Source organism: Nocardioides sp. URHA0020 (genome assembly GCF_000620705.1).
Classification (GTDB): Bacteria; Actinomycetota; Actinomycetes; order Propionibacteriales; family Nocardioidaceae; genus Nocardioides.
In genome coordinates, this window is record NZ_KK211168.1 from 609375 (window position 1) to 633216 (window position 23842).

General features: G+C 71.5%; 21 protein-coding genes. 8 read left to right on the plus strand and 13 right to left on the minus strand.

Annotated features, from left to right (window positions below; translation table 11 throughout):
• Positions 1-126 precede the first annotated feature (126 nt).
• Positions 127-816: an alpha/beta hydrolase gene (locus N542_RS0114635; protein WP_197025965.1), complete on the minus strand. Its 690-nt coding sequence runs from the start codon at positions 814-816 to the stop codon at positions 127-129.
• A 351-nt stretch (positions 817-1167) separates the two neighbouring features.
• Between N542_RS0114635 and N542_RS0114640 the strand changes: the two genes are divergently transcribed.
• The 3 genes from N542_RS0114640 (at position 1168) to N542_RS0114650 (ending at position 6119) form a co-directional block, all read left to right on the plus strand.
• Entirely contained in the window at positions 1168-3972 is a 2805-nt protein-coding gene (locus N542_RS0114640) for a helix-turn-helix transcriptional regulator (RefSeq protein ID WP_081795203.1), read from the plus strand.
• A gap of 121 nt (positions 3973-4093) precedes the next feature.
• Positions 4094-5320, plus strand: a complete 1227-nt coding sequence (locus N542_RS24975) for an MFS transporter (protein WP_051551798.1) — start codon at positions 4094-4096, stop codon at positions 5318-5320.
• Positions 5313-6119 carry an alpha/beta hydrolase gene (locus N542_RS0114650; RefSeq protein ID WP_028644572.1) on the plus strand — a complete coding sequence of 269 codons (807 nt, stop codon included), beginning with the start codon at positions 5313-5315 and terminating at the stop codon, positions 6117-6119. Before N542_RS24975 ends, N542_RS0114650 begins: the two co-directional genes overlap by 8 nt.
• A gap of 224 nt (positions 6120-6343) precedes the next feature.
• Here the strand turns inward: N542_RS0114650 and N542_RS0114655 are convergent, their stop codons facing one another.
• The gene (locus tag N542_RS0114655) at positions 6344-6745 is read right to left on the minus strand and encodes a universal stress protein (protein ID WP_028644573.1); all 402 of its coding nucleotides are present in this window, start codon (positions 6743-6745) and stop codon (positions 6344-6346) included.
• Positions 6746-6868: 123 nt separating this feature from the next.
• Between N542_RS0114655 and N542_RS0114660 the strand changes: the two genes are divergently transcribed.
• Positions 6869-7312, plus strand: coding sequence for a hypothetical protein (locus N542_RS0114660; protein ID WP_231482670.1), 444 nt, complete (start codon positions 6869-6871; stop codon positions 7310-7312).
• A 13-nt stretch (positions 7313-7325) separates the two neighbouring features.
• Here N542_RS0114660 and N542_RS0114665 read toward each other — a convergent pair whose 3' ends face one another.
• From N542_RS0114665 to N542_RS0114675, 3 genes are read right to left on the minus strand one after another with little or no spacing between them, the layout of a single operon-like run.
• Positions 7326-8789 (minus strand): glutamate-cysteine ligase family protein, encoded by a 1464-nt coding sequence (locus tag N542_RS0114665; protein WP_028644575.1) that lies wholly within the window; start codon positions 8787-8789, stop codon positions 7326-7328.
• A gap of 9 nt (positions 8790-8798) precedes the next feature.
• A complete protein-coding gene (locus tag N542_RS0114670; RefSeq protein ID WP_028644576.1) occupies positions 8799-9944 on the minus strand; it encodes a carboxylate-amine ligase in 1146 nt (381 codons plus the stop codon).
• 42 nt (positions 9945-9986) lie between these two features.
• Complete coding sequence (locus N542_RS0114675) at positions 9987-10961, minus strand: DUF4192 domain-containing protein (RefSeq protein ID WP_028644577.1); 975 nt, start codon at positions 10959-10961, stop codon at positions 9987-9989.
• A 125-nt stretch (positions 10962-11086) separates the two neighbouring features.
• On the opposite strand from N542_RS0114675, the gene N542_RS0114680 reads away from it, so the two are divergent.
• Positions 11087-12415, plus strand: a complete 1329-nt coding sequence (locus N542_RS0114680; protein ID WP_028644578.1) for a DNA polymerase IV — start codon at positions 11087-11089, stop codon at positions 12413-12415.
• Here N542_RS0114680 and N542_RS0114685 read toward each other — a convergent pair.
• The 5 genes from N542_RS0114685 to N542_RS0114705 form a co-directional block, all read right to left on the minus strand.
• The gene (locus tag N542_RS0114685; RefSeq protein WP_028644579.1) at positions 12381-13220 is read right to left on the minus strand and encodes a biotin-dependent carboxyltransferase family protein; all 840 of its coding nucleotides are present in this window, start codon (positions 13218-13220) and stop codon (positions 12381-12383) included. The two genes, N542_RS0114680 and N542_RS0114685, sit on opposite strands and share 35 nt — an antisense overlap.
• Positions 13217-13810 carry a 5-oxoprolinase subunit B family protein gene (locus N542_RS0114690; RefSeq protein ID WP_028644580.1) on the minus strand — a complete coding sequence of 198 codons (594 nt, stop codon included), beginning with the start codon at positions 13808-13810 and terminating at the stop codon, positions 13217-13219. Before N542_RS0114690 ends, N542_RS0114685 begins: the two co-directional genes overlap by 4 nt.
• Before the next feature lie 459 nt (positions 13811-14269).
• Positions 14270-14461, minus strand: a complete 192-nt coding sequence (locus tag N542_RS0114695; RefSeq protein WP_028644581.1) for a hypothetical protein — start codon at positions 14459-14461, stop codon at positions 14270-14272.
• Complete coding sequence (locus N542_RS24980; protein ID WP_036507847.1) at positions 14419-14802, minus strand: DUF4333 domain-containing protein; 384 nt, start codon at positions 14800-14802, stop codon at positions 14419-14421. Before N542_RS24980 ends, N542_RS0114695 begins: the two co-directional genes overlap by 43 nt.
• A gap of 45 nt (positions 14803-14847) precedes the next feature.
• Entirely contained in the window at positions 14848-15537 is a 690-nt protein-coding gene (locus N542_RS0114705; protein WP_155993074.1) for a 5-oxoprolinase subunit PxpA, read from the minus strand.
• Positions 15538-15648: 111 nt separating this feature from the next.
• Here N542_RS0114705 and N542_RS0114710 point away from each other — a divergent pair, with 111 nt between their 5' ends.
• Together N542_RS0114710 and N542_RS0114715 are read left to right on the plus strand one after the other, a co-directional pair.
• Complete coding sequence (locus N542_RS0114710) at positions 15649-17796, plus strand: S9 family peptidase (RefSeq protein ID WP_028644583.1); 2148 nt, start codon at positions 15649-15651, stop codon at positions 17794-17796.
• Between the two features lie 161 nt (positions 17797-17957).
• Complete coding sequence (locus tag N542_RS0114715; RefSeq protein WP_028644584.1) at positions 17958-18914, plus strand: sigma-70 family RNA polymerase sigma factor; 957 nt, start codon at positions 17958-17960, stop codon at positions 18912-18914.
• 233 nt (positions 18915-19147) lie between these two features.
• Here the strand turns inward: N542_RS0114715 and coaE are convergent, their stop codons facing one another.
• Both coaE and N542_RS24985 read right to left on the minus strand, forming a co-directional pair.
• The gene (gene coaE / locus N542_RS0114720; RefSeq protein ID WP_028644585.1) at positions 19148-19738 is read right to left on the minus strand and encodes a dephospho-CoA kinase; all 591 of its coding nucleotides are present in this window, start codon (positions 19736-19738) and stop codon (positions 19148-19150) included.
• A gap of 20 nt (positions 19739-19758) precedes the next feature.
• Positions 19759-21960: a CocE/NonD family hydrolase gene (locus N542_RS24985; RefSeq protein WP_081795205.1), complete on the minus strand. Its 2202-nt coding sequence runs from the start codon at positions 21958-21960 to the stop codon at positions 19759-19761.
• A 72-nt stretch (positions 21961-22032) separates the two neighbouring features.
• Between N542_RS24985 and N542_RS0114730 the strand changes: the two genes are divergently transcribed.
• The gene (locus N542_RS0114730) at positions 22033-22533 is read left to right on the plus strand and encodes a hypothetical protein (protein WP_051551801.1); all 501 of its coding nucleotides are present in this window, start codon (positions 22033-22035) and stop codon (positions 22531-22533) included.
• A 346-nt stretch (positions 22534-22879) separates the two neighbouring features.
• On the opposite strand, the gene N542_RS0114735 is transcribed toward N542_RS0114730, so the two are convergent.
• The gene (locus N542_RS0114735) at positions 22880-23308 is read right to left on the minus strand and encodes a DUF309 domain-containing protein (RefSeq protein ID WP_028644587.1); all 429 of its coding nucleotides are present in this window, start codon (positions 23306-23308) and stop codon (positions 22880-22882) included.
• Positions 23309-23842 lie beyond the last annotated feature (534 nt).

Below are 23842 nucleotides of genomic sequence, written 5' to 3' on the forward strand. Positions count from 1 at the left end.
AGCCACTTGACGGATGCCCTACCGAGGCCACTGGGTCTCGGCGCGGTCTCAGCCAGGCAAGTGGCCCGGGGTCACGGAGCGAACGAGATCTCGTCATCGCGGCGTTGGGGCCGGTGATGTCGAGGCTCAGCCGCCGGTCGCCGCCTTGCGGACGAAATCGGCCACCACCTTGGGATGGCTGAGCATCACGAAGTGCGAGCCCGCGACCTTCGTCGTCTTGGCGCCCGCGCGCTCGGCCATCGCCGCTTGGGCCTTCGGGAGGATCGCGTTGTCACGGGTGGCGATCAGGTAGTACGAAGGGATCGTCGCCCACGCGGGCTGTCTCGACGGGGACGAGAACGCGGTGACGGCCGCCGGTCGCTGGCTCGCCGCGAGGACGGCGGAGCGTCGCTTGCTGAGGTCGCCGGCCACCAGGTGGTGGAAGTACGCCGGGTCGACGTACGCGTCGGCGTTCTCGGGCCCCGCGCCCGGGATGGGACGGAACACGAGGTGCTCACCGAGCGTGGACTGTGCACCGCCCAGGGCACTGGCGGCGAAGACGTTCTCGTCCTTGGCCAGCGCGTAGCCGGTGACGTAGACCAGCGCCTTGATGTGGCTGTTGCCCGTCATCTGGGTGATGACCGCTCCGCCGTAGGAATGACCGACGAGCACGATCGGCCCCGTCACGGTGGACAGGAAGGTCGTAAGCGCGGCGCTGTCCGACGTCAGGTCTCGCATGGGGTTGGACCAGGCCAGGACCGGATAGCCCCCGGCCTGCAGGCGCGCGGTGACGCCGTTCCACCCGGAGGCGTCAGCAAAGGCACCGTGCACCAGCACGATGGTCGGCTTGGCTGCTCGATCCGATCTGGGGGCCGAGGAAGTGGCTGAGCTGCTGACGTCGGCTCCGGCAGCGATGGCGGTCCCGCCGACCACCACCGACAGGGCAAGGATCAGCAGGAGGATGGTGCGTCGAGGGAATGCGCGAAGTGCTTGAAGAGACATGCGCGTGCTCCGATCTACGGTCCGGTGCGCCTGAGCCAGGTGGACTCAACGGGACGCCATCCCAGTTGATCGATCGGGGGCACGGATCGCATCCGGGGTGAACCCCAGTGCGTTGCGCGTCTCGAACCCGAGCAATATGGTCGCCTTTGCCCCTCGAGGGTCCAATTCACGGTAGGAATCTGGTCCATGGTCGAGTCCCGGGATCAACTTGGAGTGACCGAGCGGCGACCGCTCGTCGGTAGGGACTTCGAGATGGGACGCCTCAACGAGCTCCTCGTGAGGGCCACGACGAACCGAAGCGGATCGCTGCTCCTCGTCGGGGAGGCCGGCGCCGGCAAGACGCACCTCCTCGAGCACTTCGCCGCCCGGGCGGAGAAGTTCCGGGTCCTGCACGTTGCCGGCGCTGAGTCCGAGACACGGATCGTCTTCTCGGGTCTGGACCGGCTGGTGTCGCCATTGCTGGACCGGATGAGAGCCCTGCCCATCCCCCAGCACCGCGCCATGGCCACGGCGCTGGGTCTGTCCGACGAGCCGTTCCAGCGTCTCCACCTCGGGCTTGCCGTCCTTGCGGTGCTCCGGAGCGCGGCGGCAGAGCGTCCCTTGCTGATCGTCATCGACGACGCCCACTGGATCGACCCCGACACCCTCGAGGTGCTCGCCTTCGTCGCGCGGCGGCTGGACTCCGACGCCGTCGCCTTGGTGCTGAGCTCCCGCGTCGGACAGGTGCCGCAGCAGGTCAACGACCTGCCGAAGCTCGAGCTGGGTGGACTGACGGCGCGCGCCGTCAGTGAGCTCCTCGCCTCCCTCGACGCACCGTCCTACGACCCGCTGACCGTCGACCTCGTCCGGTTGGTCGAGGCGACCAACGGCAATCCGCTGGCCGTGGTCGAGCTGGTGCACGCTGCGGACGCCTCCCAGCTCCACGCATCGCTGCATCTGGCTAGTGAGCTGTCGGTCGGCGAGGTGCTCGTCGATCACTTCCAGCGGCAGATCGCGGACCTGCCGCCGCGCTGCCAGCAGCTGTTGCTGTTGGCAGCCGCAAACGGGCAGGGCGACTCGGAGGTGCTCTGGGTCTCGGCGACTCGGCTCGGCCTCGCGCCCGAGGATGCCGACGCCGCCGTCCGCGCCGGCGTCTGGAGCTACGAGCCCGCGCCGGCCTTTCGCCATCCACTCATCCGTACAGCGGCGTATTCCTCCGCCGAGCCCGGCGACCTGCGGCGCGTCCACGCTGCCCTCGCCGACGCGACCGACGCCGCTCTCGACGTCGAGAGCCATGCCTGGCATCGCGCCTGTGCCGCGGTCCTCCACGACGACGAGGTAGCCGCGCTTCTGGAAGCCTGCGCTGACCGGGTCCGACCGAAGGGCGGATACGCCACCCAGGCGACGTACCTGACCCGCGCTGCTGAGCTCACCGCCAACCCAGCACTGAAAGCACAGCGGCAGCTCGGGGCCGGGCAGGCACTGCTGCGTGCCGGGGACCGCGTCGGCGCCCAACGCATCCTCGACCTGGCAGCGACCGACCTGGACGACCTGCACCTGCGGGTGCAGGTCGTCCGGCTCCAAGCAGTGATCCACCTGGCGGGTGCCGCCTCGGCGAGCGAGATCTCGGCACACCTGATCGAGGTCCTCGACCAGGCCCGTCTTCTCGATGTCGACCTCGCCCGCACGGTGACGCTCGAGGCCCTCGGGGCGGCGTTCATGAGCGGGCGGCACATGACCGGTCTGTCCTTCGCCGAGCTGAATGCCGAGGTTGCGAGGCTGGCGGACGACCCACCTGTCGAGGCCGTCGACCGCTCCCGGGACGGGCTGGCGATGGCCGGTGCCCTCCGGATGCATGCCGGCCATCCGCGGGCGGCAGCCCAGATGAAGCGGGCCGTGGCCGACATCATCGAGAACGAGGTCAGCATGGACGGCGAGATCGGCTTGACCACGCTAGCCGTCCTGATGCCTGCCGAGCTGTGGGACCTCGACGCGCTCAGGGTCCTGAGCACGCGCTATCGGGCGCACGATCTCGGTCACGGGTCGATGGGCAGTCTCAGGTCCAGCCAGGCGAGCCTCGGACGCGTGTACCTGCTCGAGGGGGACTTCAGCTCCTCACAGCTGATGATGAGTGAGCTCCGTGGACTCGTCGCGATGTTGAGTCCCGAGCCCAGCGTCGTGGACACGCCGTACGAAGGAGAGCTGTTCGTCTGGATGGGTGCCGAGGCGAAGGCTCGGGAGATCATCGACGCGCTCATCCATCGATGGGGCGTCCAGCTCGGCAAGAGCGTGCTCGAGGACTGGGGCTGGATGAGTCTCGCGGTCCTGGAGAACAGCCTGGGCAACTACGAGCAGGCCCTCGCGGCCGCGTCGCAGGCCATCGAGCACGACCACGTGCCCTGGGGGTCCCAGGCGCTGCCCGAAGCGATCGAGGCGGCGGCGCGTATCCACGACGAGGAGACGGTCCGGCTCCGCCTGGGTCAGCTCCGCGAGCGCGTCGCTGCCTGTCGCACTCCCTGGTCCGAGGGCCTCCTCGCCCGGTCGGAGGCCGTCTGCGCCCGCAGGGGCGAGGCCGACGCCTACTTCCGCAGAGCCCTCGAGCTCCTCGCCACCTCCGGCGTCCGCACGGAGCACGCCAGGTCCCACCTGCTGTACGGCGAGTGGCTCCGTCGGGAGGGTCGCAAGCTCGATGCGCGGGTCCAGCTCAAGGAAGCCCTGACGCTGTTCAACGCCATGGGTGCGCGCCTCTTCGCTCAGCGGTGTGAGGCGGAGCTGCGCGCCACTGGGGAGCGGCTCCGTCGGGACTCGGGCGACGCGAGCCTGCTCACCCCCCAGGAACAGCAGGTCGCCGAGCTGGCCAGGTCGGGCATGAGCAACAAGGAGATCTCAACCAAGCTGTTCATCGGCGAGAGCACCGTCGAGTTCCACCTGACCAAGATCTTCCGGAAGCTCCAGATCAAGTCGCGGCGCCAACTCAAGGACCGGTTGCAGCTGGAGCGCACCGAGAGCTGAGCCCGGCAGCAAGGCGTCGCTCCCCGAGCGGTGTCGTCTGTGGACTGGGGGTTTTCCTGGGTTCGCTTGCCCTTCCGGTTGTGGTCTGTTGAGGCAGGTCCCCGACTGGAAGGTCCCAGCCATGGCACTACCGAAGACTCTCCTGCCCCTCACCGCAGCGGCGTTCGCCCTCGGGACCACGGAATTCGTCGTCGTCGGCCTACTGCCGACCATCGCCAGCGCGACGTCGGTCTCTGTCGCCTCTGCCGGCACCCTGGTGACGGCCTATGCGGTGGGGATCGCCGGCGGTGGACCGCTCCTTGCGTGGTTGTTGCGGCGGCGCCCACCGAAGTCGGCGCTCGAGGCCCTGCTGGGCGTGTTCGTCGCCGCCCACGTCGTGATGGCCGTCGCGGGCTCCTTCGAGGTGCTGCTGGTGGCGCGGGTGCTCGCTGCCGCGACGCACGGCGCCTTCTTCGGGATCGCGGCGGTCCTGGCGGTCAGCCTGGTCGACGAGTCCAGCAAGTCACGTGCGCTCGGGCTGATGTTCGGCGGGCTCACGATCGCGACGGTGCTGGGGGTCCCGCTGGGGACCTTGCTGGGGCAGGCCACCTCCTGGCGGGTCCCGTTCGCCGCCATCGCGTTGATGGGAGGTGCTGCCGCGGTCTGGATCGCCTTCGTCGAGAAGAGCCCGTCTGCCACCGATGCCGTCGCCGAGCCGGGCGAACGGGCCGTCGACCGGCTGGCGCTGGCGCGGGCTTTCGTCGCCACCGCGCTCGGGTTCGGATCGATGTTCGCCGTCTTCACCTTCATCACCACCTACCTGGTCGAGATCACGGGTGTCGCCGAAGGAGCAGTGCCAGCGCTGCTGCTGGTCTACGGCCTGGCGACCGCGGTGGGGGCCGTGGTGGGTGGCCGTGCCGGTGACCGCTGGCCCGCCCAGGCGCTGCCGGTGGTCCTGGCGCTGCTGACCGCTGTACTGGCCCTGTTCGGGCTGGGCGGCTCCACGCCCGGGGCGGCCGTCGTACTCCTCGTGCTGTGGGGACTGACCGGGTTCGCCCTCCCACCGCTCCTCCAGTCACGCGTCATCGAGATCGCCGGCCCCGGAAGCACCCTCGCCTCGACACTGAACGTCGCGAGCTTCAACGTCGGCATCGCCCTGGGCTCGATCGTCGGAACGGTGCTGGTCAACGCCGACCACATCGCCTGGACGCCGTACGCGGCAGCCATCGGCACCGCCGCGGCTCTCCCCTTCGCCGTACGACGACTGTCCCGTCCGCAGGCCATGCCGTCAGACGACGGGCCGGCCACACCGGTCGGTCAGCCTGCCCTGAGCTCGACCATCACCCAACCAAGGAGTAGTCATGAGTGACGCAAGCACCAAGCCGCCGGTCCTGTTCATCCACGGGCTGTGGATCCACTCCACCGCGTGGGCGCCGTGGATCGACCTGTTCGCGGAAGCTGGCTACGACGCCAGCGCGCCCGGGTGGCCCGGGGACTCCGAGACCGTCGTGGAGACCAGGGCGAACCCGGAGCCGTTGAACGGCATCGGCATCGAGGACATCTTCGACCACTACGCATCCGTGATCGGGACCATGGCGGACAAGCCCATCGTCGTCGGGCACTCCTTCGGGGGCCTCATCGCTCAGGAGCTGATCGCCAAGGACCTCGCCGTCGCCGCCGTCGCCATCGACCCGGCGCCCATCAAGGGTGTCACGGCGCTGCCCTTCTCCCAGCTCCGCTCGGGATTCCCGGTATTGGGCAACCCGGCCAACAAGAAGCGCACGGTGTCGCTGACGGCGAAGCAGTTCCACTACAGCTTCGGCAACGCCCTGACCGAGGAGGAGTCCGACGCCCTGTTCGAGGCGTGGACCATCCCTGGACCCGGCCGACCGCTCTTCGAGGACGCCGCAGCCACCTTCTCGAAGCACTCGCCGGCCGCCGTCGACACCCATCACGCCGTCCGGGGACCGCTCCTGCTGGTGAGCGGCGACAACGACCACACCGTGCCATCCAAGGTGACCAGGCAGGTCTTCAAGCTGTACGCCGACAACCCGTCGGTCACGGAGTACAAGGAGTTCGAGGGGCGTGGGCACTCGCTGACCATGGACGCCGGCTGGCGGGAGGTCGCCACAGCGACTCTCGACTGGCTCGATGCACAGAACCTCTGAGCCGAGCAGGAGCGCTGTGGGTCGCCCGGTGGGTCTCGTCGTCCACGTTCCTCGGCTTCGGCGAGGACGAGCGCGACAGTCGATGCCTCGTGTTCGTGTCTCCAGACGCTGGTCGAGCATCATGCCGACCAACAGTGCGAACGGATCGTCGGCCAGGACCTGGGCCAGCGCGCCGGTGCGCCATGGGAGGTCACCCACTCGCGGATCGCGGAGGGGCGACCGACTCAGTCGGCCTTGACCGCCAGCACCGGGCAGTGCGCGTCGAGCAGGATCCGCTGGGCGTTGCTGCCGAGGATGAGCTTGCCGACCGGCGAGCGGCGGCGCAGGCCGATCACGATCAGCTCGGCCTGGCTCGTCTCGGCGATGCTGATCAGGTCCTCGGCCGGCTCGAAGCCGCGCACCAGCTGGCGGATCTCGTAGGGCACGCCGGAGCCGTCGAGCGTGGCGCGCACGGCGTTCATCTCCCGGTCGGTCTGGGTGGAGGCGTCCTGGTCGAAGTCGGCGCCACCACGCTGGGAGTTCACGACGACCAGGCTGGCCGAGCGGAGCCTGGCCTCGGCGACCGCCGTACGCAGCGCAGCATCCCCCTCGGGCTTGGGCACGTAGCCCACGACGACGGTTCCCATCGATCCTCCCAAGTTCAAGACGTCACCGGCACCGTAGCCGATCCGGCGCGAAGCACGCAGCCTGTGGATGGGCGCCGCGGCGCCACCGCCGGTCGGGTGAGGGTGGACCTCCGAGGAGGGGAGGTGGTCGCGATCGAGGGCATCCACGAACCGCTCGCGCGATCGCTGCACCTGGTGCTCCGGCGCGCGGTCGCCGATCACGCGATGCGCGAGCGCCGGCGGGTGCACCCGCCGCTGCTGCACGTGGGATGGCCCGGCGGGCCGGAGGACGTGTACGTCGTCCGCCTCGACGAGCGGCTCGACCACGCCCTGCGCACCGACGTGGTGGCGGCGATGCTGCACACCGCACGTCGACACGCGCCCGTCGCCGGCGCCGTCCCGATCCTGTGGCTGACCCGGTCCGGCCCGCTCGAGGTCGGTGACCTGGACCTGGCGTGGCTCGCGGCGGCGCGCTCCGCCGGAGCGGAGGCCGCGGTCGACCTGGTGCTGGTGGTCGTCACCCGCCACGGGTGGTTCGACCCGCGCACCGGCGTACGACGGGAGTGGAAGCGGCTGCGCAACCGGTGAGCCGCCGACGGGCTCAGTCCCAGGTGTGGGCGGGCTCGTTGGTGTGCATCCGCTCGCGGTAGTCGAGCAGTGCGGCCCGCAGGGCGTCGTACCGGTCGCGGTTGCCCTCGGCGCCCACCCGCTGGACGAACCACTCCGCGCCGTTGGTGCCGAGCAGGCAGCGCTGCTCGATGATGCCGAGCAGCCGGTCGGACTCGGCCTGCGAGACGCCCCACGAGGCCAGTCCCTCGCGGGCCATCGGCAGCAGCCGGCGCAGCACCAGCTCGGTGGCCCGCACCTGTCCCACGCCCGGCCAGTAGATCTGTGCATCGATGCCCTGGCGCGACGCGACGTGGAAGTTCTCCTCGGCCGCGCTGAAGGACATCTGCGACCACAGCGGCCGCGGGCTCTCCGCCAGGGCGCGGACCAGCCCGAAGTAGAAGGCGGCGTTGGCGATGGTGTCGGCGACCGTCGGGCCGGCGGCCAGGAGCCGGTTCTCGACCCGGAGGTGCGGCACTCCCCCGGCGACGTCGTAGATCGGCCGGTTCCAGCGGTAGATCGTCCCGTTGTGCAGCCGGAGCTCCGAGAGCCGCGGGGTGCCGCCGTCCTCGAGGACGGCCAGCGGCTCCTCGTCGTCGGAGACCGGGAGCAGCGCCGGGAAGAAGCGCACGTTCTCCTCGAAGAGGTCGAAGATCGAGGTGATCCAGCGCTCGCCGAACCACACCCGCGGCCGGACCCCCTGCGCCTTGAGCTCCTCGCTGCGGGTGTCGGTCGCCTGCTCGAAGAGTGGGATCCGGGTCTCGCGCCACAGCTCCTTGCCCAGGAGGTACGGCGAGTTCGCGGCCACGGCGACCTGCACCGCGGCGATCGCCTGGGAGGCGTTCCAGTAGGCCGCGAACTGGTCGGGCGAGGTCTGCACGTGGAACTGGGTGCTGGTGCACGCCGCCTCGGGGACGATCGAGTCGGACGTCGTGCGCAACCGCTCGGGGCCGTCGATCGCGATCGTGATGTCCTCGCCGCGGGCGTTGAGGATCTGCTCGCTCAGCAGCTTGTAGCGCGGGTTGGCGCTCAGCGCGTCGAGGCCCATGTGGCCCTCGGCGAGCGTCGGCAGGATCCCGATCATCACCATGTGGGCACCGACCGCGGAGGACTTCTCCTCGGCGTCGTTGAGGCTGCGCCGCAGGGTGTCCTCGAAGGTGGTCAGACCGCCCTCGCGCAGCTTGGCCGGCGGCACGTTGATCTCGATGTTGAACTGGCCCAGCTCGGTCTGGAAGTCCGGGTCGGCGATCGCCTCCAGCGCCTCGGCGTTCTTCAGCGCCGGGTCGCCGACCTCGTCGACGAGGTTGAGCTCGACCTCCAGACCCGTCATCGGGTCGTCGGTGTCGAAGCGTGCCTCGCGCAGCATCCGGGCGAAGACGTCCAGGTTGCGACGCACCTTCTCCCGGTGGCGCGTGCGATCAGCGCGGGAGAACTCCTGAGCCTCGACCTCTTCGCCCATGGGGAGACCCTAGTGGCCGGGGTCGTCGATCAAGGTCTCGTACGACGCCTCGGTGCGGGCGATCAGGTCGTCGACGACACCACGAACGCTGCCGGTGCGCTCGTACGCCGCCCGCTGCCGGGTCGCGCCGTTGGCGTGGACGAGCCGGTCGAGCACCCGGGCCACCCGGTCGGCGTCGCCGGCCTCCGCCAGGGCGGGAGCCACCGCGTCCGCCAGGGCGTCGACGACCTCGCGCGCGCCCCGGAGCTCGCGCTCCAGCGGGTGCACCAGCGCGTCGGACATGCCGTAGCGAGCAGCCCGCCAGTGCGCCGCGCGCAGCGCCTCGGAGCGCCAGCGCGGCACCGGCCGGCCGTCGCGCCACTCGCCGGCCGCCGTCTCGACGAGGCCCCGCACGAGCGCGCCGATGGCCACGGCATCCTCCGGGTCGGCGCAGACGTCGCTGACGCGGACCTCGAGCGTCGGCTGGTGCACGGAGAGCCGGGCGTCGAAGTAGAGCATCCCGTCATCGCGGGCCGCGCCGGTCCGGATCATCATCCGGGTCGACTCGCGGTAGCCCTCGACCGAGCCGAACTGCTCGGTCGGGCCGGCACTGGGCCAGCGGCTCCAGACCTGCGCCCGCCAGGAGGCGTAGCCGGAGTCGCGGCCGTCGGCGAACGGCGAGTTGGCGCTCATCGCGAGCAGCACCGGCAGCCACGGGCCGATCCGGTCGAGGACGGCCACCCCCTCCTCGTCGGAGTCGATCGCGACGTGGACGTGCATCCCGCAGGTGCCGCCGCCGCGCGCGAGCTCGCCGTAGGTGTCGACCATGGACCGGTAGCGGTCGTTGGGCGTCACCACGGAGAGGTCCCCGCCCAGCGGCACGATCCCGGACGCGCCCAGCGCGAAGCCGGCCTCGCGAGCAGCCTCCCCGGCGGTACGGCGAGCCGTCACCACCTGGACGAACGCGTCATCGACCGACCGGGTGGGGTCCGTCTTCGTCTCCAGCTGGTGCTGGAAGAGCTCCTGGTCGAGCTCGTCGGAGGCCGCCGTCGCCTCCAGCCGGCCGCGGCCGTGCTCACGGAACTGCTTCATCACCTGCGGCGCGGCCGCCGCCACCTCCCGGGTGTCGGGGTCGAACAGCAGCAGCTCCTCCTCGAGACCCACGGTGCGCACCATGCCCGACCACTACCCGATGGGCCGGACCTTCATCCGCATCCCTCACGCGGACAGGCCCGTGGTCCAGTCGAAGCCGCCCTCCCACGTCTCCGGCGGCACGGCGCGGGTGAGGACCTCGGCGACCAGCCCGGCCAGCGAGTAGCCGGGGTCGGCCTCGATGCACCGGTCGACCGCGCACCAGGCCACGGCGCCCTGGCCGGCCTGCCACGCCGCGAAGCCCAGCAGGGCCGCGGGCGCCGCCACCAGCGGGTCGGGCGCGCGCCGTACGACGTCGGTCCAGAACGCCGTGTGCTCGCGTGCCCGGGTGCGCGTCAGGGACGACCAGGCCGCGTCGCGGACCCGCAGGTCGAGCATGCCGCGCAGGAGCCGGGCGACCTCGGCGTCCGCCGGCGAGGTGCCCCGGCCGACGTGCCGCTCCACCAGCTCACGCGCCCACCGGCCCTCCTCGAGGGCCGGGAGCGGCTCACCGGTGAGCGCGGCCAGCGCCGGCACCACCCGCGCCACGAGGTCGGGCTGCGCGGCGACCGTCTCGGCGAGCCGGTCGCGCGAGGCGTGGACCACGCGGCCGTCGTAGACGGCCTGGGCGGCGAACGGGTGCGCCGACAGGTCGTAGGGCACCCCGTCGAGGGGCACGCCCGGACGGCCGGGCACCGGTCGCCAGCGCCGGCCGTCGGTGAGCAGCCCGTCGATCACCTCGACGCCGTGGAGCCGCAGCGACTGCGCGGTGGCCTGCAGGGCCCGGTCGGCGAACCGGTCGCGGTCGCTGTAGGCGATCAGGAACGCGCGCCGGACCCCGTGGTGGCGCGCCGGCTCGGCCAGCAGGGCGGCCATCTCGGCGACGTCGTCGACCGCGTCGGGCAGGTCGACGCGGGCATGGAAGGGTCGGTCGCCGCCGAAGGTGAGCATCACCATCGACTCGGTCGGCTCGAAGCCGAGGACGACGGGCACCACCGCGAGGAGGTCCTCGGGCGTGCGGGCGGTCAGGGTGGTCGTGGGTGGGGACTGGTCTGTGGTCATGCCTCGACGCTCCCCGGTGCTGCCGACGTCGGCGGCCGGTGGTGGGCGGGCCTGTGAAGACGGCTGCGGGAGGGCTTGCTGTGAGCGGCAGGTGGGCTGTCGGAGGGCCGCGATAGGTTCTCGGGGTGCGAGCGGTTGCGTCGGTGCTCCACCTCGACCTGGATGCGTTCTTCGCGGCGGTTGAGCAACGCGACAAGCCGTCCCTGCGCGGCAAGCCCGTCGTCGTGGGCGGCGTCGGCGGCCGCGGCGTGGTGGCGACGGCGTCGTACGAGGCCCGGCAGTACGGCGTCCGCTCGGCCATGTCGACCCGCGAGGCGCGCTCGCGGTGCCCGCACGCGGCCTTCCTCTCGGGTCGGTTCCACGCCTACCGCGCAGCGAGCGACCAGGTCATGCGGCTGCTCCGGTCGGTCTCGCCGCTGGTGGAGCCGCTCTCGCTCGACGAGGCGTTCGTCGACCTGGCCGTCGCGGACACCACCGAGCACCCCGGCCTCACCGACCTGTCGCTGGCGTCGGTGACGGCGTTCGCCGAGGAGCTGCGCTCCCGGGTGACCGAGGTGACGGGCGGGCTGACGGCGTCGGTCGGCGTCGGCACCTCGAAGTTCATCGCGAAGGTCGCCAGCGACCTCGACAAGCCCGACGGGCTGGTCGTCGTGCCGCCCGGCACCGAGCGCGACCTGCTGCGCCCGATGAAGGCCTCCGTCATCCCGGGCGTCGGACCGGCCACGGCGGAGCGGCTGCGACGCGTCGGGGTGCAGACGGTCGCCGAGCTGGAGCAGCTGAGCGAGGACGAGCTGGTGCGCGAGCTGGGCAAGGCCAGCGGGCACTGGCTCTACGCACTGGCCCGGGCCGACGACGACCGGCCGGTGGTCTCCGAGCGCGAGGCCAAGTCGGTCAGCGTCGAGGGCACCTACGACCACGACCTGACCGACCGCAGCCTGATGGAGCACCTGCTGACGCGTCAGGCCGGCGACGTGGCGCGGCGGCTGCGCAAGAGCGGGCTGTCGGGGCGCACGATCACGATCAAGGTGCGGATGCACGACTTCACCACGGTCAGCCGCTCCTCCACCCTGGGCTCGCCCACCGACACGGCGGCGACGATCGCGCGGCTCGCCCGCGGCCTGCTCGCCGACCTCGACACCTCCGGCGGCGTACGCCTCCTCGGCGTCGGCGTGTCCGGTCTGGCCGACTGGGTGCAGGAGGACCTCTTCGGGGAGACCACCGAGGACGAGGAGGAGCTGCCCGACGTCGAGCTGCCGCAGAGCTCGCGACCGACCTGGGCTCCCGGGATGGACGTCGTGCACGCCGAGCTCGGCCAGGGGTGGGTCTGGGGGTCGGGACGCGGGGTGGTGACGATCCGGTTCGAGACGGCGACGAGCCCGGCGGGGCCGGTGCGCAGCTATGCCGAGGACGACCCGGCGCTCAGCGCGTGGACGACCCCGAGCGCGCCGGAGTGAACCGCACGCCCTCCCCCGGCCGCAGCTGCGCGCACTGCCACAGGTCGTCGGCCTCCACGACGGCCAGCACCGGGTAGCCACCGGTCGGCGGGTGGTCGGCCAGGAACACGATCGGTACGCCGCTCGGCGGCACCTGCACCGCCCCGAGCACCATCCCCTCGCTCGGCAGCTCGTCCTCGCGGCGCCGCGGCAGGGACGCGCCGTCGAGGCGCAGGCCGATGCGGTCGGAGTCGGCCGCCACGACGTACGACGTGGCACAGAGCCGCTCGAACGCGTCGTGGCTCAGCCAGTCGGCGCGCGGGCCCCGGCGCACCCGCAACGGCCCGGGCGTCGGCGTCCGGGGGGTGTCGAGCGCCCGCGGTCGCCCGGCGGGCTCGCCGACCGGGAGGACGGCGCCTGGCAGGACCCGGTCGGGCCCGACCCACGCGAGCGTGTCGGTGGAGCGCGACCCGAGCACGGCAGGCACGGCGATCCCGCCGGCGACCGCTACGTAGCTGCGCAGTCCCGTCGCCGGAGCAGCCACCTGGAGCGTCGCGCCCGCGGCGAGCCACTCGGCCCGGGCGTGGGGGCGGCCCGCCCCGGTCACCGCGACCCAGCAGCCGGCATCGGCACGCAGCTCGAGGCCGCCGAGCAGCACCTCGAGCACGGCGGCGTCCTCGTCGTTGCCGACCAGCCGGTTGGCGAGCCCGGCCGCCGGCCCGTCCAGCGCGCCACCGCGGGCGACGCCGAGGTGGGCCAGGCCGAGGCGGCCCCGGTCCTGGACCGTGACCAGGGGGCCGGTGGCGAGCACGTGCAGGGAGGTCATCGCGGGACGAACACCACCCGGGTGCCCGGCGGCAGCAACGCCGGCCGGTCGCGCGACGGGTCCCACAGGTTCGCGTCGGTGCGACCCAGCAGCCGCCACCCGCCCGGCGAGGCCGTCGGGTAGACCCCGCACCATGCGCCGGCCAGTCCGACCGACCCCGGGGCCACGCGGGGTCGCGGCGACCCCAGGCGGGGTACGGCGAGCTCCAACGGCAGCCCGGACAGGTAGGAGAAGCCCGGCGCGAAGCCGCAGAACGCGGCGACGTACTCCACCTCGCCGTGCCGGGCGACGACACCGGCCACGTCGGTGCCCCAGACCTCCGCGACGAAGGCCAGGTCAGGCCCGTCGTACACGACCGGGATCTCGACCAGGTCGCCCGTGGGTCGTGCGCCCGAGGGGGTCCAGCCGTCGAGCCGCGCGGTCAGCGCGGCCGGGTCGCCGACCCCGTCGAAGAGCACGGTCCGCGCCGCCGGCACCACCTCCACCGCGTCGACGCCGACCGAGCGCGCCCAGGTGGCGAGGTCGAGCGCCTCGACGGCGTCGGCGACCTCGGCGAGGAGCGCGGAGCGACCGACGGCGTGCAGCTGCATGGGTCCAGTCTGACGTGGCTCGCGGGGAGGCGGCGTTCACACAGACGTCACGCGCACGGCGTTGCACGCGTCGCCGAACGGGATCACCATGGAAATGGATGAGGGGCCCCCGGCGGTATGAGCGCCAGGGGCCCCTCGCTTCGACCGGCTCGGTGACGTCCGGTCGACCGGGCACTCCCCTCGACCCCGCCCGCCCCGTCACCGGGCCGGCGCCGCGAGTCGCCTCGCGGTGCGGATCTTGGTTCCTGTCCGATCCCAGCTCCCCGTTGCCGGCGACCTGGTGAGGAGAGTTCTACGTGGTGCGGGTCACACCCCGCAAGGGGTCCCGGCGACATTCCGCCGGTCCCCCAGGGTCCTCCACAGGTCGGGGCGGTTCATCCACAACGGTGGCGGGATCTCCACAGACGGCGGTCCAGACCTGTGGACCGTGCTGTGGAGAGCTGCGGACTGCCGCGAGCGTCAGGACTCGATCGCCACCGTGCCCTGCAGGTCCTTGATTCGCAGGGTGACCTCCTGGGTGTCCTCGCCCTGGACCAGCGAGCAGGTGAAGGTGGTGTCGGCGTCCTGCACCAGCACGGCCTGCTCGCCGCAGTCCGCGGTCACGTCGGTCAGGCCCTGGTCGGTCGCCTGCTGCTGGAGGAACTCGACCACCTTGGCCGACGAGACGATGGCCTGAGCCGGTGCGATGCGAACTTCACGTCGTCGTCGGTGACCGTGGTGAAGGTGACGGCGTACGGCGCCTGGACGCCCTCGATCTTGATCGTGCACTCGATGGAGGCGCCCTTCTTCGGCTTCGAGTCGTCGGGGCAGGTCGCGTCGGTGACGTCGAGGTCGGGAGTCGCCTTCTCCTGGGCCTGCTGGACCTGCTCGGCCACGTCGGCGGCGTCGTACCCGCCGGTGTCGACCGAGACGGAGCCGCTGCACGCCCCGAGCGCGAGGAGGGCAGGGACGAGGAGGGTGGCGCCCAGGGCGCGGCACAGGGTGATGGTCACGACCCGATCATCGGACGCCGGGCACCGCAGTGGAGAGGTTCGCCGCTACAGCCCTCGCAGCACCAGACCAGCTGCGAGGAGTCCGCGACGTACGGCGACGGCGTGCTCGACCGCCCCCGGGCTGTCGCCGTGGAGGCACAGCGAGTCGACGCTCGCGGCGAGCCGGAGCGCCTGCGCCACGATCTCGCCCTCCTCGGTCACCAGCGCCCCCGGCTCCGAGCGCGGCACCAGCCGGCCCGCTGCGGTGTAGCCGCGGTCGGGGAAGCCCTCGTGCAGCACCCGCCGTCCGGCCGCCTGCGCCAGGGACAGCAGCCGGCCCGGCATCCCGAGCACGGGGAGGTCGCCCGAGCCGTCCAGGACCGCCCGTGCCTGATCCTCGTCGTCGAGGACGCGGTGGTAGAGCGCGCCGTGCGGCTTGAGGTAGCGCACCGACGTGCCGGCCGTCGCGGCGATCGCGGCGAGGGTGCCGACCTGGTCGGCGACCTGGTCGCGCAGCACGTCGTACGCCACGTCGCGCGGCGCCCGCCCGAAGCCCGGCCGGTCGTCGTACGAGACCTGGGCGCCGACCGAGACGCCGAGCCGGGCCGCCTCGGCGCAGACCGCACGCATGATCGAGGCGTTGCCGGCGTGGTAGCCGCACGCGACGTTGGCGCTGGTCACGACGGCGAGCAGCGCGGCGTCGTCGGTGACCTCCTCGCCGAGGTCGGCGTTGAGGTCGATCACGGGGCCGGGCACGTGCGAACGCTAGCGCCCGCGGTTTGGTCACCAACCGCAGCTCCAGGCCCCCGAGATCTGCGGTTGGTGACCAAACCGCGTCCGTTGCAGGCGCCCGGATAGGTTCAGGCCATGCAACGCGCCACCACCCCGCCGATCGCCGACAAGCGACCCACCAGCACCGAGATCCACGGCCAGACCCGGACCGACGACTACGAGTGGCTACGCGACAAGGACTCCGCCGACGTCATCGGCTACCTCGAGGCCGAGAACGCGTACACGCAGGAGCAGACCGCCCACCTCGCCGAGCTGCGCCAGTCCGTCTTCGACGGCATCAAGGCACGCACCCGGGAGACCGACCTGTCGGTGCCCACCCGCAACCGCGGCTTCTGGTACTACGGGCGCTCCTTCGAGGGCAAGGAGTACGGCGCCAGCTGCCGCGTGCCGGTCGTCGACGTGGACGACTGGACTCCCCCGCGGCCCGCCGAGGACACCGCGCCCGACCAGCCGGCGCTGCCCGGCGAGCAGGTGCTGCTCGACCTGGACACCCTCGCGGAGGGCCACGAGTTCTTCTCCCTCGGCGGCTCCGCCGTCAGCCCGGACACGACCCTGCTGGCCTACTCGACCGACGTGGTCGGCGACGAGCGCTACACGATCCGGGTCAAGGACCTGACGACCGGCGAGCTGCGCGCCGACGAGATCACCGGGGTCATCGGCGGCGCCACCTGGGACCGCGCGAGCGAGAACTTCTACTACACGACGATCGACGACGCCTGGCGCGCCGACAAGATCTGGCGGCACCGGCTCGGGACGTCGCAGGACGAGGACGAGCTGGTCCACCACGAGACCGACGGCCGCTTCTGGGTCGGCGTGGGCCGCACCCGCAGCGACCGCTTCCTGGTGATCGCCTCGGGCTCGAAGACCACCTCGGAGTACCGCTTCCTCGACGCCGACGCCCCCGAGGCCGGCTGGCAGGTCTTCGCGGAGCGCACCGAGGGCGTCGAGTACTCCCTCGAGCACGCCGTGATCGCCGGTGACGACGTCTTCCTGGTGATGCACAACCACACCGGCGCCGACTTCGAGCTGGCGACCGCGCCCGTCACGCCGACCCCGCCGGCCGACTGGCAGCCGCTGATCGCGCACAACCCCGCCGTACGCCTGGAGGACGTGGACGCCTTCGCCGGGCACCTGGTCGTGCACCAGCGCAGCGAGGGGCTGACCCAGCTGCGGATCCTCGAGCTCGGCCCCGAGGGCGTCGGCGACGACTACCTCGTCGAGTTCGACCACGAGATCTACACGGTCGGCTCCGCCGGCAACCCGGGCTTCCACCAGCCCGTCGTACGCCTGGGCTACACGACGATGGCGGTGCCGTCGTCGGTCTACGACTACGACGTGCGCGACCGATCGCTGACGCTCCTGCGTCAGGCGCCGGTGCTCGGCGGCTACGACCCCGCCGACTACGAGGAGCACCGGCTGTGGGCGACCGCCGAGGACGGCGAGCAGGTGCCGATCTCGATCGTGGCCCGCCGGAGCCGGACCGGCCCGGTGCCGACCCTGCTCTACGGGTACGGCGCGTACGAGGCCTCGATGGACCCCTACTTCTCCATCGCGCGGCTCGCGCTGCTCGACCGCGGCGCGGCGTTCGCGATCGCGCACGTGCGCGGTGGTGGTGAGCTCGGTCGACGCTGGTACGACGACGGCAAGCTCTTCGCCAAGCAGCACTCCTTCTCCGACTTCAACGCGTGCGCGCGCCACCTGGTCGAGACCGGCTGGTCGAGCGCCGACACGCTGGTGGCCGAGGGCGGCAGCGCCGGTGGCCTGCTGATGGGCGCGATCGTCAACCAGGCGCCCGAGCAGTACGCCGGGGTGGTCGCGGCCGTCCCGTTCGTCGACGCGCTCACGACCATGCTCGACGCGACGCTCCCGCTGACCGTCACGGAGTACGACGAGTGGGGCAACCCCGAGGCGGACCCGGCGGTCTACGACTACATGGCGTCCTACGCGCCGTACGACAACGTGGCGGCGGTGGACTATCCACCGATCCTCGCCGAGACCTCCCTCAACGACACCCGGGTGCTCTACGTCGAGCCCGCCAAGTGGGTCGCCAAGCTCCGGGCCACCGCCGTCGGGCGGCAGGAGTTCCTGCTGCGCACCGAGATGTCGGCCGGTCACGGGGGCATCTCGGGGCGCTACAAGTCGTGGCACGACCGGGCGTTCACGCTCGCCTGGATCCTGGACCGGATGGGGCTGGCCGAGGTGACACCCGCGGCCCTCCCCTGAGAAGTCCCTGAGAGTACGCCGCAGCGGCAACTCTTCGGCTCTCCCGCACGTAGTCACTAGTGAAGGTCCACGTTTACCGAGGGAATCCATCGGTCACCGTGGACGTTGTGAAGACGTGTGGAGACGCAGTGGCGTCGTCCACGATCGAAGGAGGGCGTCACATGGCTACACGTACCGCTCCAGCCCGTACCCGCGAGATCGAGGGCCGCGACAGCGTTGGCCTCTACCTCGATGAGATCGCCCGCAACCCGCTGCTCGACGCAGCCGCCGAGGTGGAGCTCTCCACGACGATCGAGGCCGGCCTGATGGCCGAGCACCTGCTCGCCGAGGGTCGCATCGGACGCAAGAAGGGTGGCGCGCCGATGTCGGCCACCCAGGAGGAGCTCGAGTGGCTCGCCGAGCAGGGTCGCCAGGCGGTGCAGACCTTCATCAACGCCAACCTGCGTCTGGTGGTCTCGATCGCCCGCAAGTACGGCCGGGCCCAGATGCCGATGCTCGACCTGATCCAGGAGGGCAACACCGGCCTGATCCGTGCGGTCGAGAAGTTCGACTACACGAAGGGCTACAAGTTCTCGACGTACGCCACGTGGTGGGTGCGGCAGGCGATCACCCGCGGCATCGCGCAGCAGGCTCGCGTCGTACGCCTCCCCGTGCACGTGGTCGAGGAGCTCAACCAGGTCGGCGGCGCGCGCCGCACGCTGGAGCGCCAGCTGGGTCGCGACCCCGACCCGCAGGAGATCGCGACCGAGCTCGGGATGACCATCGACCGGGTCCTGGACCTGATGGCGTGGGGCCGCGAGCACGTCAGCCTGGACTCGCCGATCGACGAGGACGGCGACACCTCGCTGGGTGACCTGATGGCCCAGGAGACCTCGCCGGGTCCCGACCTCACCGTCCTCGACGTCGAGTCGCGCGAGCGGCTCAACTCGCTGGTCGGACAGCTCGACGACCGAGCGGCCGACATCATCCGGTCGCGCTACGGCCTGGTCGACGGTCGGCAGCACAAGCTCGCCGACATCGGCCTCAAGCACGGCATCTCCGCCGAGCGGGTCCGCCAGCTCGAGCGCGAGGCCCTGCAGAAGCTCCGTCGCCTCGGCGACCCGGACCTGGCCGCCTGACCGGCGACCAGCCCGCTCGACCCGCCCGACCTCGTCGGGCGGGTCGAGACCATTTCAGGGGCCGTGCGGCGGGCTGAGGTGCGAAGGCCGCCGGGCCGCCCCGCTGGTTGAGGTGCGAAGGCCGCCGGGCCGCCCCGCGGGTTGAGGTGCGAAGGCCGCCAGGCCTGAGCCTCGAAACCCCCGCAACCACACCACCACGCCGGCCACCGCGCCGCCACCACGCGCAGACGACGTCAGCGCGCCGCCACCAGCGCCGCGTAGACCTCCTCCACCCGCGCCCGCAGCTCCTCACGGGTGCCGGTGTTGAGGATCAGGTACGTCGCGATCGCTCGCCGCTGCTCGTGGGTCGCCTGGGCCGCGATCCGCGACTCGGCGTCCGCCTGGCTCCAGCCGCGGTCGCGCAGCATCCGCTCGATCTGCACCTCGGTCGGCGTCTCCACCACGACGACGGCGTCGAAGGTGTCGGCCCGACCGGTCTCGGCGAGCAGCGGGATGTCGTGGATGACGATCCCGTCCTGCGGGGCCGAGGCCTCCAGCGCGGCGTACCTCTCGAAGACCAGCGGGTGCACGATCCCCTCGAGGATCTTGCGCTTGGCGTCGTCGTTGAAGACGATCCGGCCGACCTTCGCGCGATCCATGTCGCCGTCGGCGGTCAGGATCTCGGGGCCGAACGCCTCGACGACCTGCGCCAGGCCGGGCTGACCCTGCTCGACGACCTCGCGGGCGAGCTTGTCGCCGTCGATGATGACCGCGCCGAGCTCGGCGAAGATCGACGACACCGTGCTCTTGCCCGACGCGATGCCGCCGGTGAGTCCCACTCGCATGGGCGCCATCCTGCCCGACGCTACCTCGTCCCGTAGGTGCGGCAGGGCTGACTGCGCAGCGACGCGCACTTCGGCGCCCTCGGCGGCACGCTGACGTCGGAGACCAGCGGCAGCACGACCCGCGAGCGGTGCAGCCGGTCGGCGGCGACGTACACCCGCTCACCGCGCGAGATCGTCTGGAAGGCCCACAGCGGCCGGGCGTTGCCCGGTGCGTCGAGGGTGATCCTCAGCCGCGAGCCCGCGCGGAAGGGGTGCGCGAAGGGGAAGAGCTCCAGCCGCACCCGGGTCAGCCTGCCGGCAGGCAACCGGGTGGCGTCGGACTTGAGGTTGGTGTGCACCGGCGAGATGACGGTCGACCTCGCGGCGTCGAGCTTGCGGTGGCTCGCGCGCAGCCAGCCGGACTGCACGTAGACCTCCGTGCCGTTGGGCCGCACCTCGCTCAGCGTCACCTCGAGGTCGGTGTCGCGCGCGGCCGACCGGATCCACAGGTCCACCGAGCCGGTGCCGATGGCGACCGCGTTCCGCTTGAGCGGTGCGGTGATCCAGCCCAGGCCCTTGTCGGCCGGGATCTGGCGCCAGTGGTACTTCGGGTGCGCCGTCCAGATGCCGGAGCTGGAGCCGGAGTACGTCGTCCGCGGCAGCGCCCGGGGATCCGCGCGATAGCTGCGCTGCTTCGCCTGGCGCGGGCGCAGCTTGGAGGGCTTGGCCTTCAGGCCGCCCCCGGGCGTGAGGTACCACGCGGTCGGCTTGGCGCTCCTGATCGGCCAGGAGCTGTATCCCGCCTCGAACCGCGGCAGCGGGGCGCCGGAGGGGGCACCGTCGGCGGCCCCCTCCTCGAAGAGGATCCGGATCGGCTTGCGGGCCTGGAAGGCCCGCAGCGCCTGGGGGTAGCTCATGCCCGTGTAGTTGATGCCGAGCGGCAGGCCCACGCCGCTGACGCCGGTCAGCTGCTCGGACAGGAACGGCGCGACGAGCCCCTTGGCGTTGGTCGGCACCCGGCGGCCGACGTACAGGTCGAGGAAGTCGGCGTACCGGTCGAAGACGCCGAGGCTCAGCGACTCGGTGTGCGAGCCGTTGGTCATCGTCGCGAAGAGGTGCGGCGAGGACGTGAAGTCGTCGAGGATCGCCGGGAAGTGCCCGCCGGTCTGCTCGTCCTGCCAGGCGCCGGCGAGGAAGACCGGGACGTTGATCCGGTGCGCGAAGAGCGCCGGCGAGATCGGGTCGCCGACCTTCTTGGAGTAGAAGGGGTTGGCCTTGATCAGCTTGAGCGGGTCCGGGTTCTGCAGCCGCAGCGCCTGGTTGGCCGCGCACGTGGTGTCGCCACCGTCGACGCGCGGCTGCTCCCAGCCCTCGCCGTACGGCGCCGCGTCGGACGAGCGCTCGGCGGCCCACGGGACGGCGAAGCCGGTGTTGAGGATGCCGCCGGGGTAGAGCGTGCCGTTGTAGGTGTCGTCGATGACCGAGAGCGGCGAGATCGCGGAGAGGTGCGGCGGCCGGGTCTGCGCGACGTACAGCTGCGAGATCCCGGGGTAGGAGATGCCGACCATGCCGACCTTGTGGAACTTCGCCCACGACTGGGCGGCGATCGTCTCGATCATGTCGTAGCCGTCGAGGCTCTGGACCGGCTCGAAGTTGAGGAAGGAGCCGCCCGAGCAGCCGGTGCCGCGGATGTTGACTCCGACGTAGGCGAACCCGAGCGCGTTGTAGAGCACCGACATCGTGGTGTTGGCGGGATTGCTCGGGTCGTAGCCGGAGTACTCGACCACGGTCGGGAAGGGACCTGGGCCGGACGGCAGCGAGACGTTGGCCGAGAGCGTGGTGCCGTCGCGGGTCGTGATGTAGCCGAACCCCTCGGCCAGGGTCTGGCCGGAGTAGAACGACGCGGCCGGCGGCGCGGCGCTGTAGTCGGTGACGGTGACCGGCCCGACCGTGACGACCGGCTCCCCCGTCGTACGCACGGTGTAGCTGCCTGCCTTGAGCTCGCGCCACACGAAGCTGCCCGCGGTGTCCGCGGTCCCGGTGCCGACGACCGCGTCGCCGGCGTTGACGAGCTGCAGCGCCTGGCCCGGCGTCGCATCCAGCACGTAGAGCTGGTTGACGCTCGGCCGCAGGGTGAGCTCGACCGGGTCCGCGGAGGTGGGCACGTCGGTCGCCACCAGCAGTCCTGCTACCAGGGCGACCAGCGCCATGACGGCCAGTGACGCACGTCTCATTCTCGCCATGGACGTGATCGTGGCACAGCGATCGCGCCATTCGACGGGAAACCGGGCTCCGACCCGTGGATGATGCTCCCCATGGTCGACGTGCGCAGTGCTCACGAGGGGCAGCGGGTCGAGCGCCGCCGCGAGGCCAACACGATGGCGCTCTACATCGCGATCTGCCTGCTCGCCGCCTTGACGGCGCTGCCGGACAGCAAGGACCTCCACGCCCACGGTCTCGGCATCGTCTGGGGCATCACCCTGGGCCTGGCCGTGGCGCACTGGTTCGCCTTCTGGATGGCGACCCGCATGGTCAGCGCCGGCGAGTTCGACCGGGAGTCGCTCGGGCTGGCCGCGGCCCAGCTGACCGGCGCCGCCGCGGTGGCGGTCCTGGCCTCGATCCCCCTGCTCGTCCTCCCGGACTCGATCGAGCTGAACGCCACCGAGTTGTGGCTCTCGGCGTTCGTCGCCGTCGTCGGCTACCTCTCCATGCGGTGGGGCGGCACCAGTCGGGTGAAGGCCACGGCGTACGCCGGCGCGGTCCTGCTGGCCGCGGTGGTCATCGTCGAGCTGAAGAACTGGCTCGCCGGCTACTGACCTGCGCCATCCCTGGTCGCGAGCCCGGGTACCTCATCGACGCGCCGGCCTCGCAGGACCGCCCCGGCATCAGCGATGCCGGGGCGGTCTGCGGCCTGTCCACTGCCATCTCGGGGTGGCAGCGACGTGGCCGTTGATCGACGCATTGCCGTCCCCCGAACGAGACCGACCCCCCAGTCGGTCGTCCGTCAGCAAGAATCAATCATCCGGCACAACGAGGCCTCGGGCCGCAGGTTACGCCCGATTTCGATGACGCGGAAGGAGATGTCCGCGCTGCGGGCCGATCTGACCACAGGATCCGATCGGCGCCTCCTCCACCCATGTCGACCTGGCGCCGACCGGACCCTCAGGCGTCCTCGACCCGGACGCGGGCACACTCGACCAGCGACGTGAGGTCGAGGCCGAAGGTGGGACCGGCGCTCTGCGCATACTCCTGGAGGTGCCCTGAGCCGCGTTCGACGAGCCTCGAGGCGCCGCGTGCGTTGCCGCGCGCATGGTGGGTCAGACCGACGCACAACTGCGCCAGGCCCTGCCACAACGGGCGCTCCTCGTCCGGACACGACTTCCACCGGACCTCGAGGGCCTCGTGCGCCGCAAAAGGGCGCCCCTCGTCCAGCAGGCGGCGGGCGTAGCGCAGCGTCTCCTGTGGCGAGAGCGGCACCTCGGAGATCGGCTCGACGCCGGCCGCGCCGTACGGCAGGGGGCGTCCCAGAGCGTCGCGTGGTCGCGCCTGCTGCGCGCGTCCCTCCTCGTTGCGGTCACGATCGTCAACCACGTCGGCGCCCCGCGGCCTTCAGCACCACGCCGGCGCGGGAGCGCCGTGCAGCAGGCAGGACCATCTCGACGTGGACACGGAGACCAGCGGGCGGTGCGAGTCTCAGCATCGGTGCCTCCTCGTCCACGACGTCGAACCGGCCGGGCCGGCGGCCCGGGGTGTCACCCCCACCCTACGAAAGCCGAGCTGACCCACCGCTCACGCTCGAGTCGACGAGGTTGTCTGGACCGTCCTGGTCGATCCCGAGGGCAACGAGTTCTGCGCCTTCGAGGGCTGAGAGACCGACCTTTTCGGCGGGTTCGGGGACCACCGCCAACGGAAAACCGATCACGACACCGATTCGGCCGTCCCTAGTCCGCAATAACGTTGCCATAGCCCACCTGGGCCATTTCGGACAACTGCGCCCATTTAATCCACAAGATTCGGTCAAGATCCTCTCGTGAACCGTTTCAACGGCGTGTCGGGCCCAACCGACCAACTCGAGTCCACCGACCCCAGCCTGCTCGCTGAGGAGTACGTGCCCCTCGTAGCACA

What these genes read in the sequence shown, in the direction of transcription:
- N542_RS0114715 (WP_028644584.1), top strand. Translation starts at nt 17,958, where the DNA reads ATGGCTACACGTACCGCTCCAGCCCGTACCCGCGAGATCGAGGGCCGC.
- N542_RS24975 (WP_051551798.1), top strand. Translation starts at nt 4,094, where the DNA reads ATGGCACTACCGAAGACTCTCCTGCCCCTCACCGCAGCGGCGTTCGCC.
- N542_RS0114690 (WP_028644580.1), bottom strand. Translation starts at nt 13,810, where the DNA reads ATGCAGCTGCACGCCGTCGGTCGCTCCGCGCTCCTCGCCGAGGTCGCC.
- N542_RS0114650 (WP_028644572.1), top strand. Translation starts at nt 5,313, where the DNA reads ATGAGTGACGCAAGCACCAAGCCGCCGGTCCTGTTCATCCACGGGCTG.
- N542_RS0114665 (WP_028644575.1), bottom strand. Translation starts at nt 8,789, where the DNA reads ATGGGCGAAGAGGTCGAGGCTCAGGAGTTCTCCCGCGCTGATCGCACG.
- N542_RS0114670 (WP_028644576.1), bottom strand. Translation starts at nt 9,944, where the DNA reads ATGGTGCGCACCGTGGGTCTCGAGGAGGAGCTGCTGCTGTTCGACCCC.
- N542_RS0114640 (WP_081795203.1), top strand. Translation starts at nt 1,168, where the DNA reads ATGGTCGAGTCCCGGGATCAACTTGGAGTGACCGAGCGGCGACCGCTC.
- coaE (WP_028644585.1), bottom strand. Translation starts at nt 19,738, where the DNA reads ATGCGAGTGGGACTCACCGGCGGCATCGCGTCGGGCAAGAGCACGGTG.
- N542_RS0114655 (WP_028644573.1), bottom strand. Translation starts at nt 6,745, where the DNA reads ATGGGAACCGTCGTCGTGGGCTACGTGCCCAAGCCCGAGGGGGATGCT.
- N542_RS0114675 (WP_028644577.1), bottom strand. Translation starts at nt 10,961, where the DNA reads ATGACCACAGACCAGTCCCCACCCACGACCACCCTGACCGCCCGCACG.
- N542_RS0114710 (WP_028644583.1), top strand. Translation starts at nt 15,649, where the DNA reads ATGCAACGCGCCACCACCCCGCCGATCGCCGACAAGCGACCCACCAGC.
- N542_RS24985 (WP_081795205.1), bottom strand. Translation starts at nt 21,960, where the DNA reads ATGGCGAGAATGAGACGTGCGTCACTGGCCGTCATGGCGCTGGTCGCC.
- N542_RS0114685 (WP_028644579.1), bottom strand. Translation starts at nt 13,220, where the DNA reads ATGACCTCCCTGCACGTGCTCGCCACCGGCCCCCTGGTCACGGTCCAG.
- N542_RS0114730 (WP_051551801.1), top strand. Translation starts at nt 22,033, where the DNA reads ATGGTCGACGTGCGCAGTGCTCACGAGGGGCAGCGGGTCGAGCGCCGC.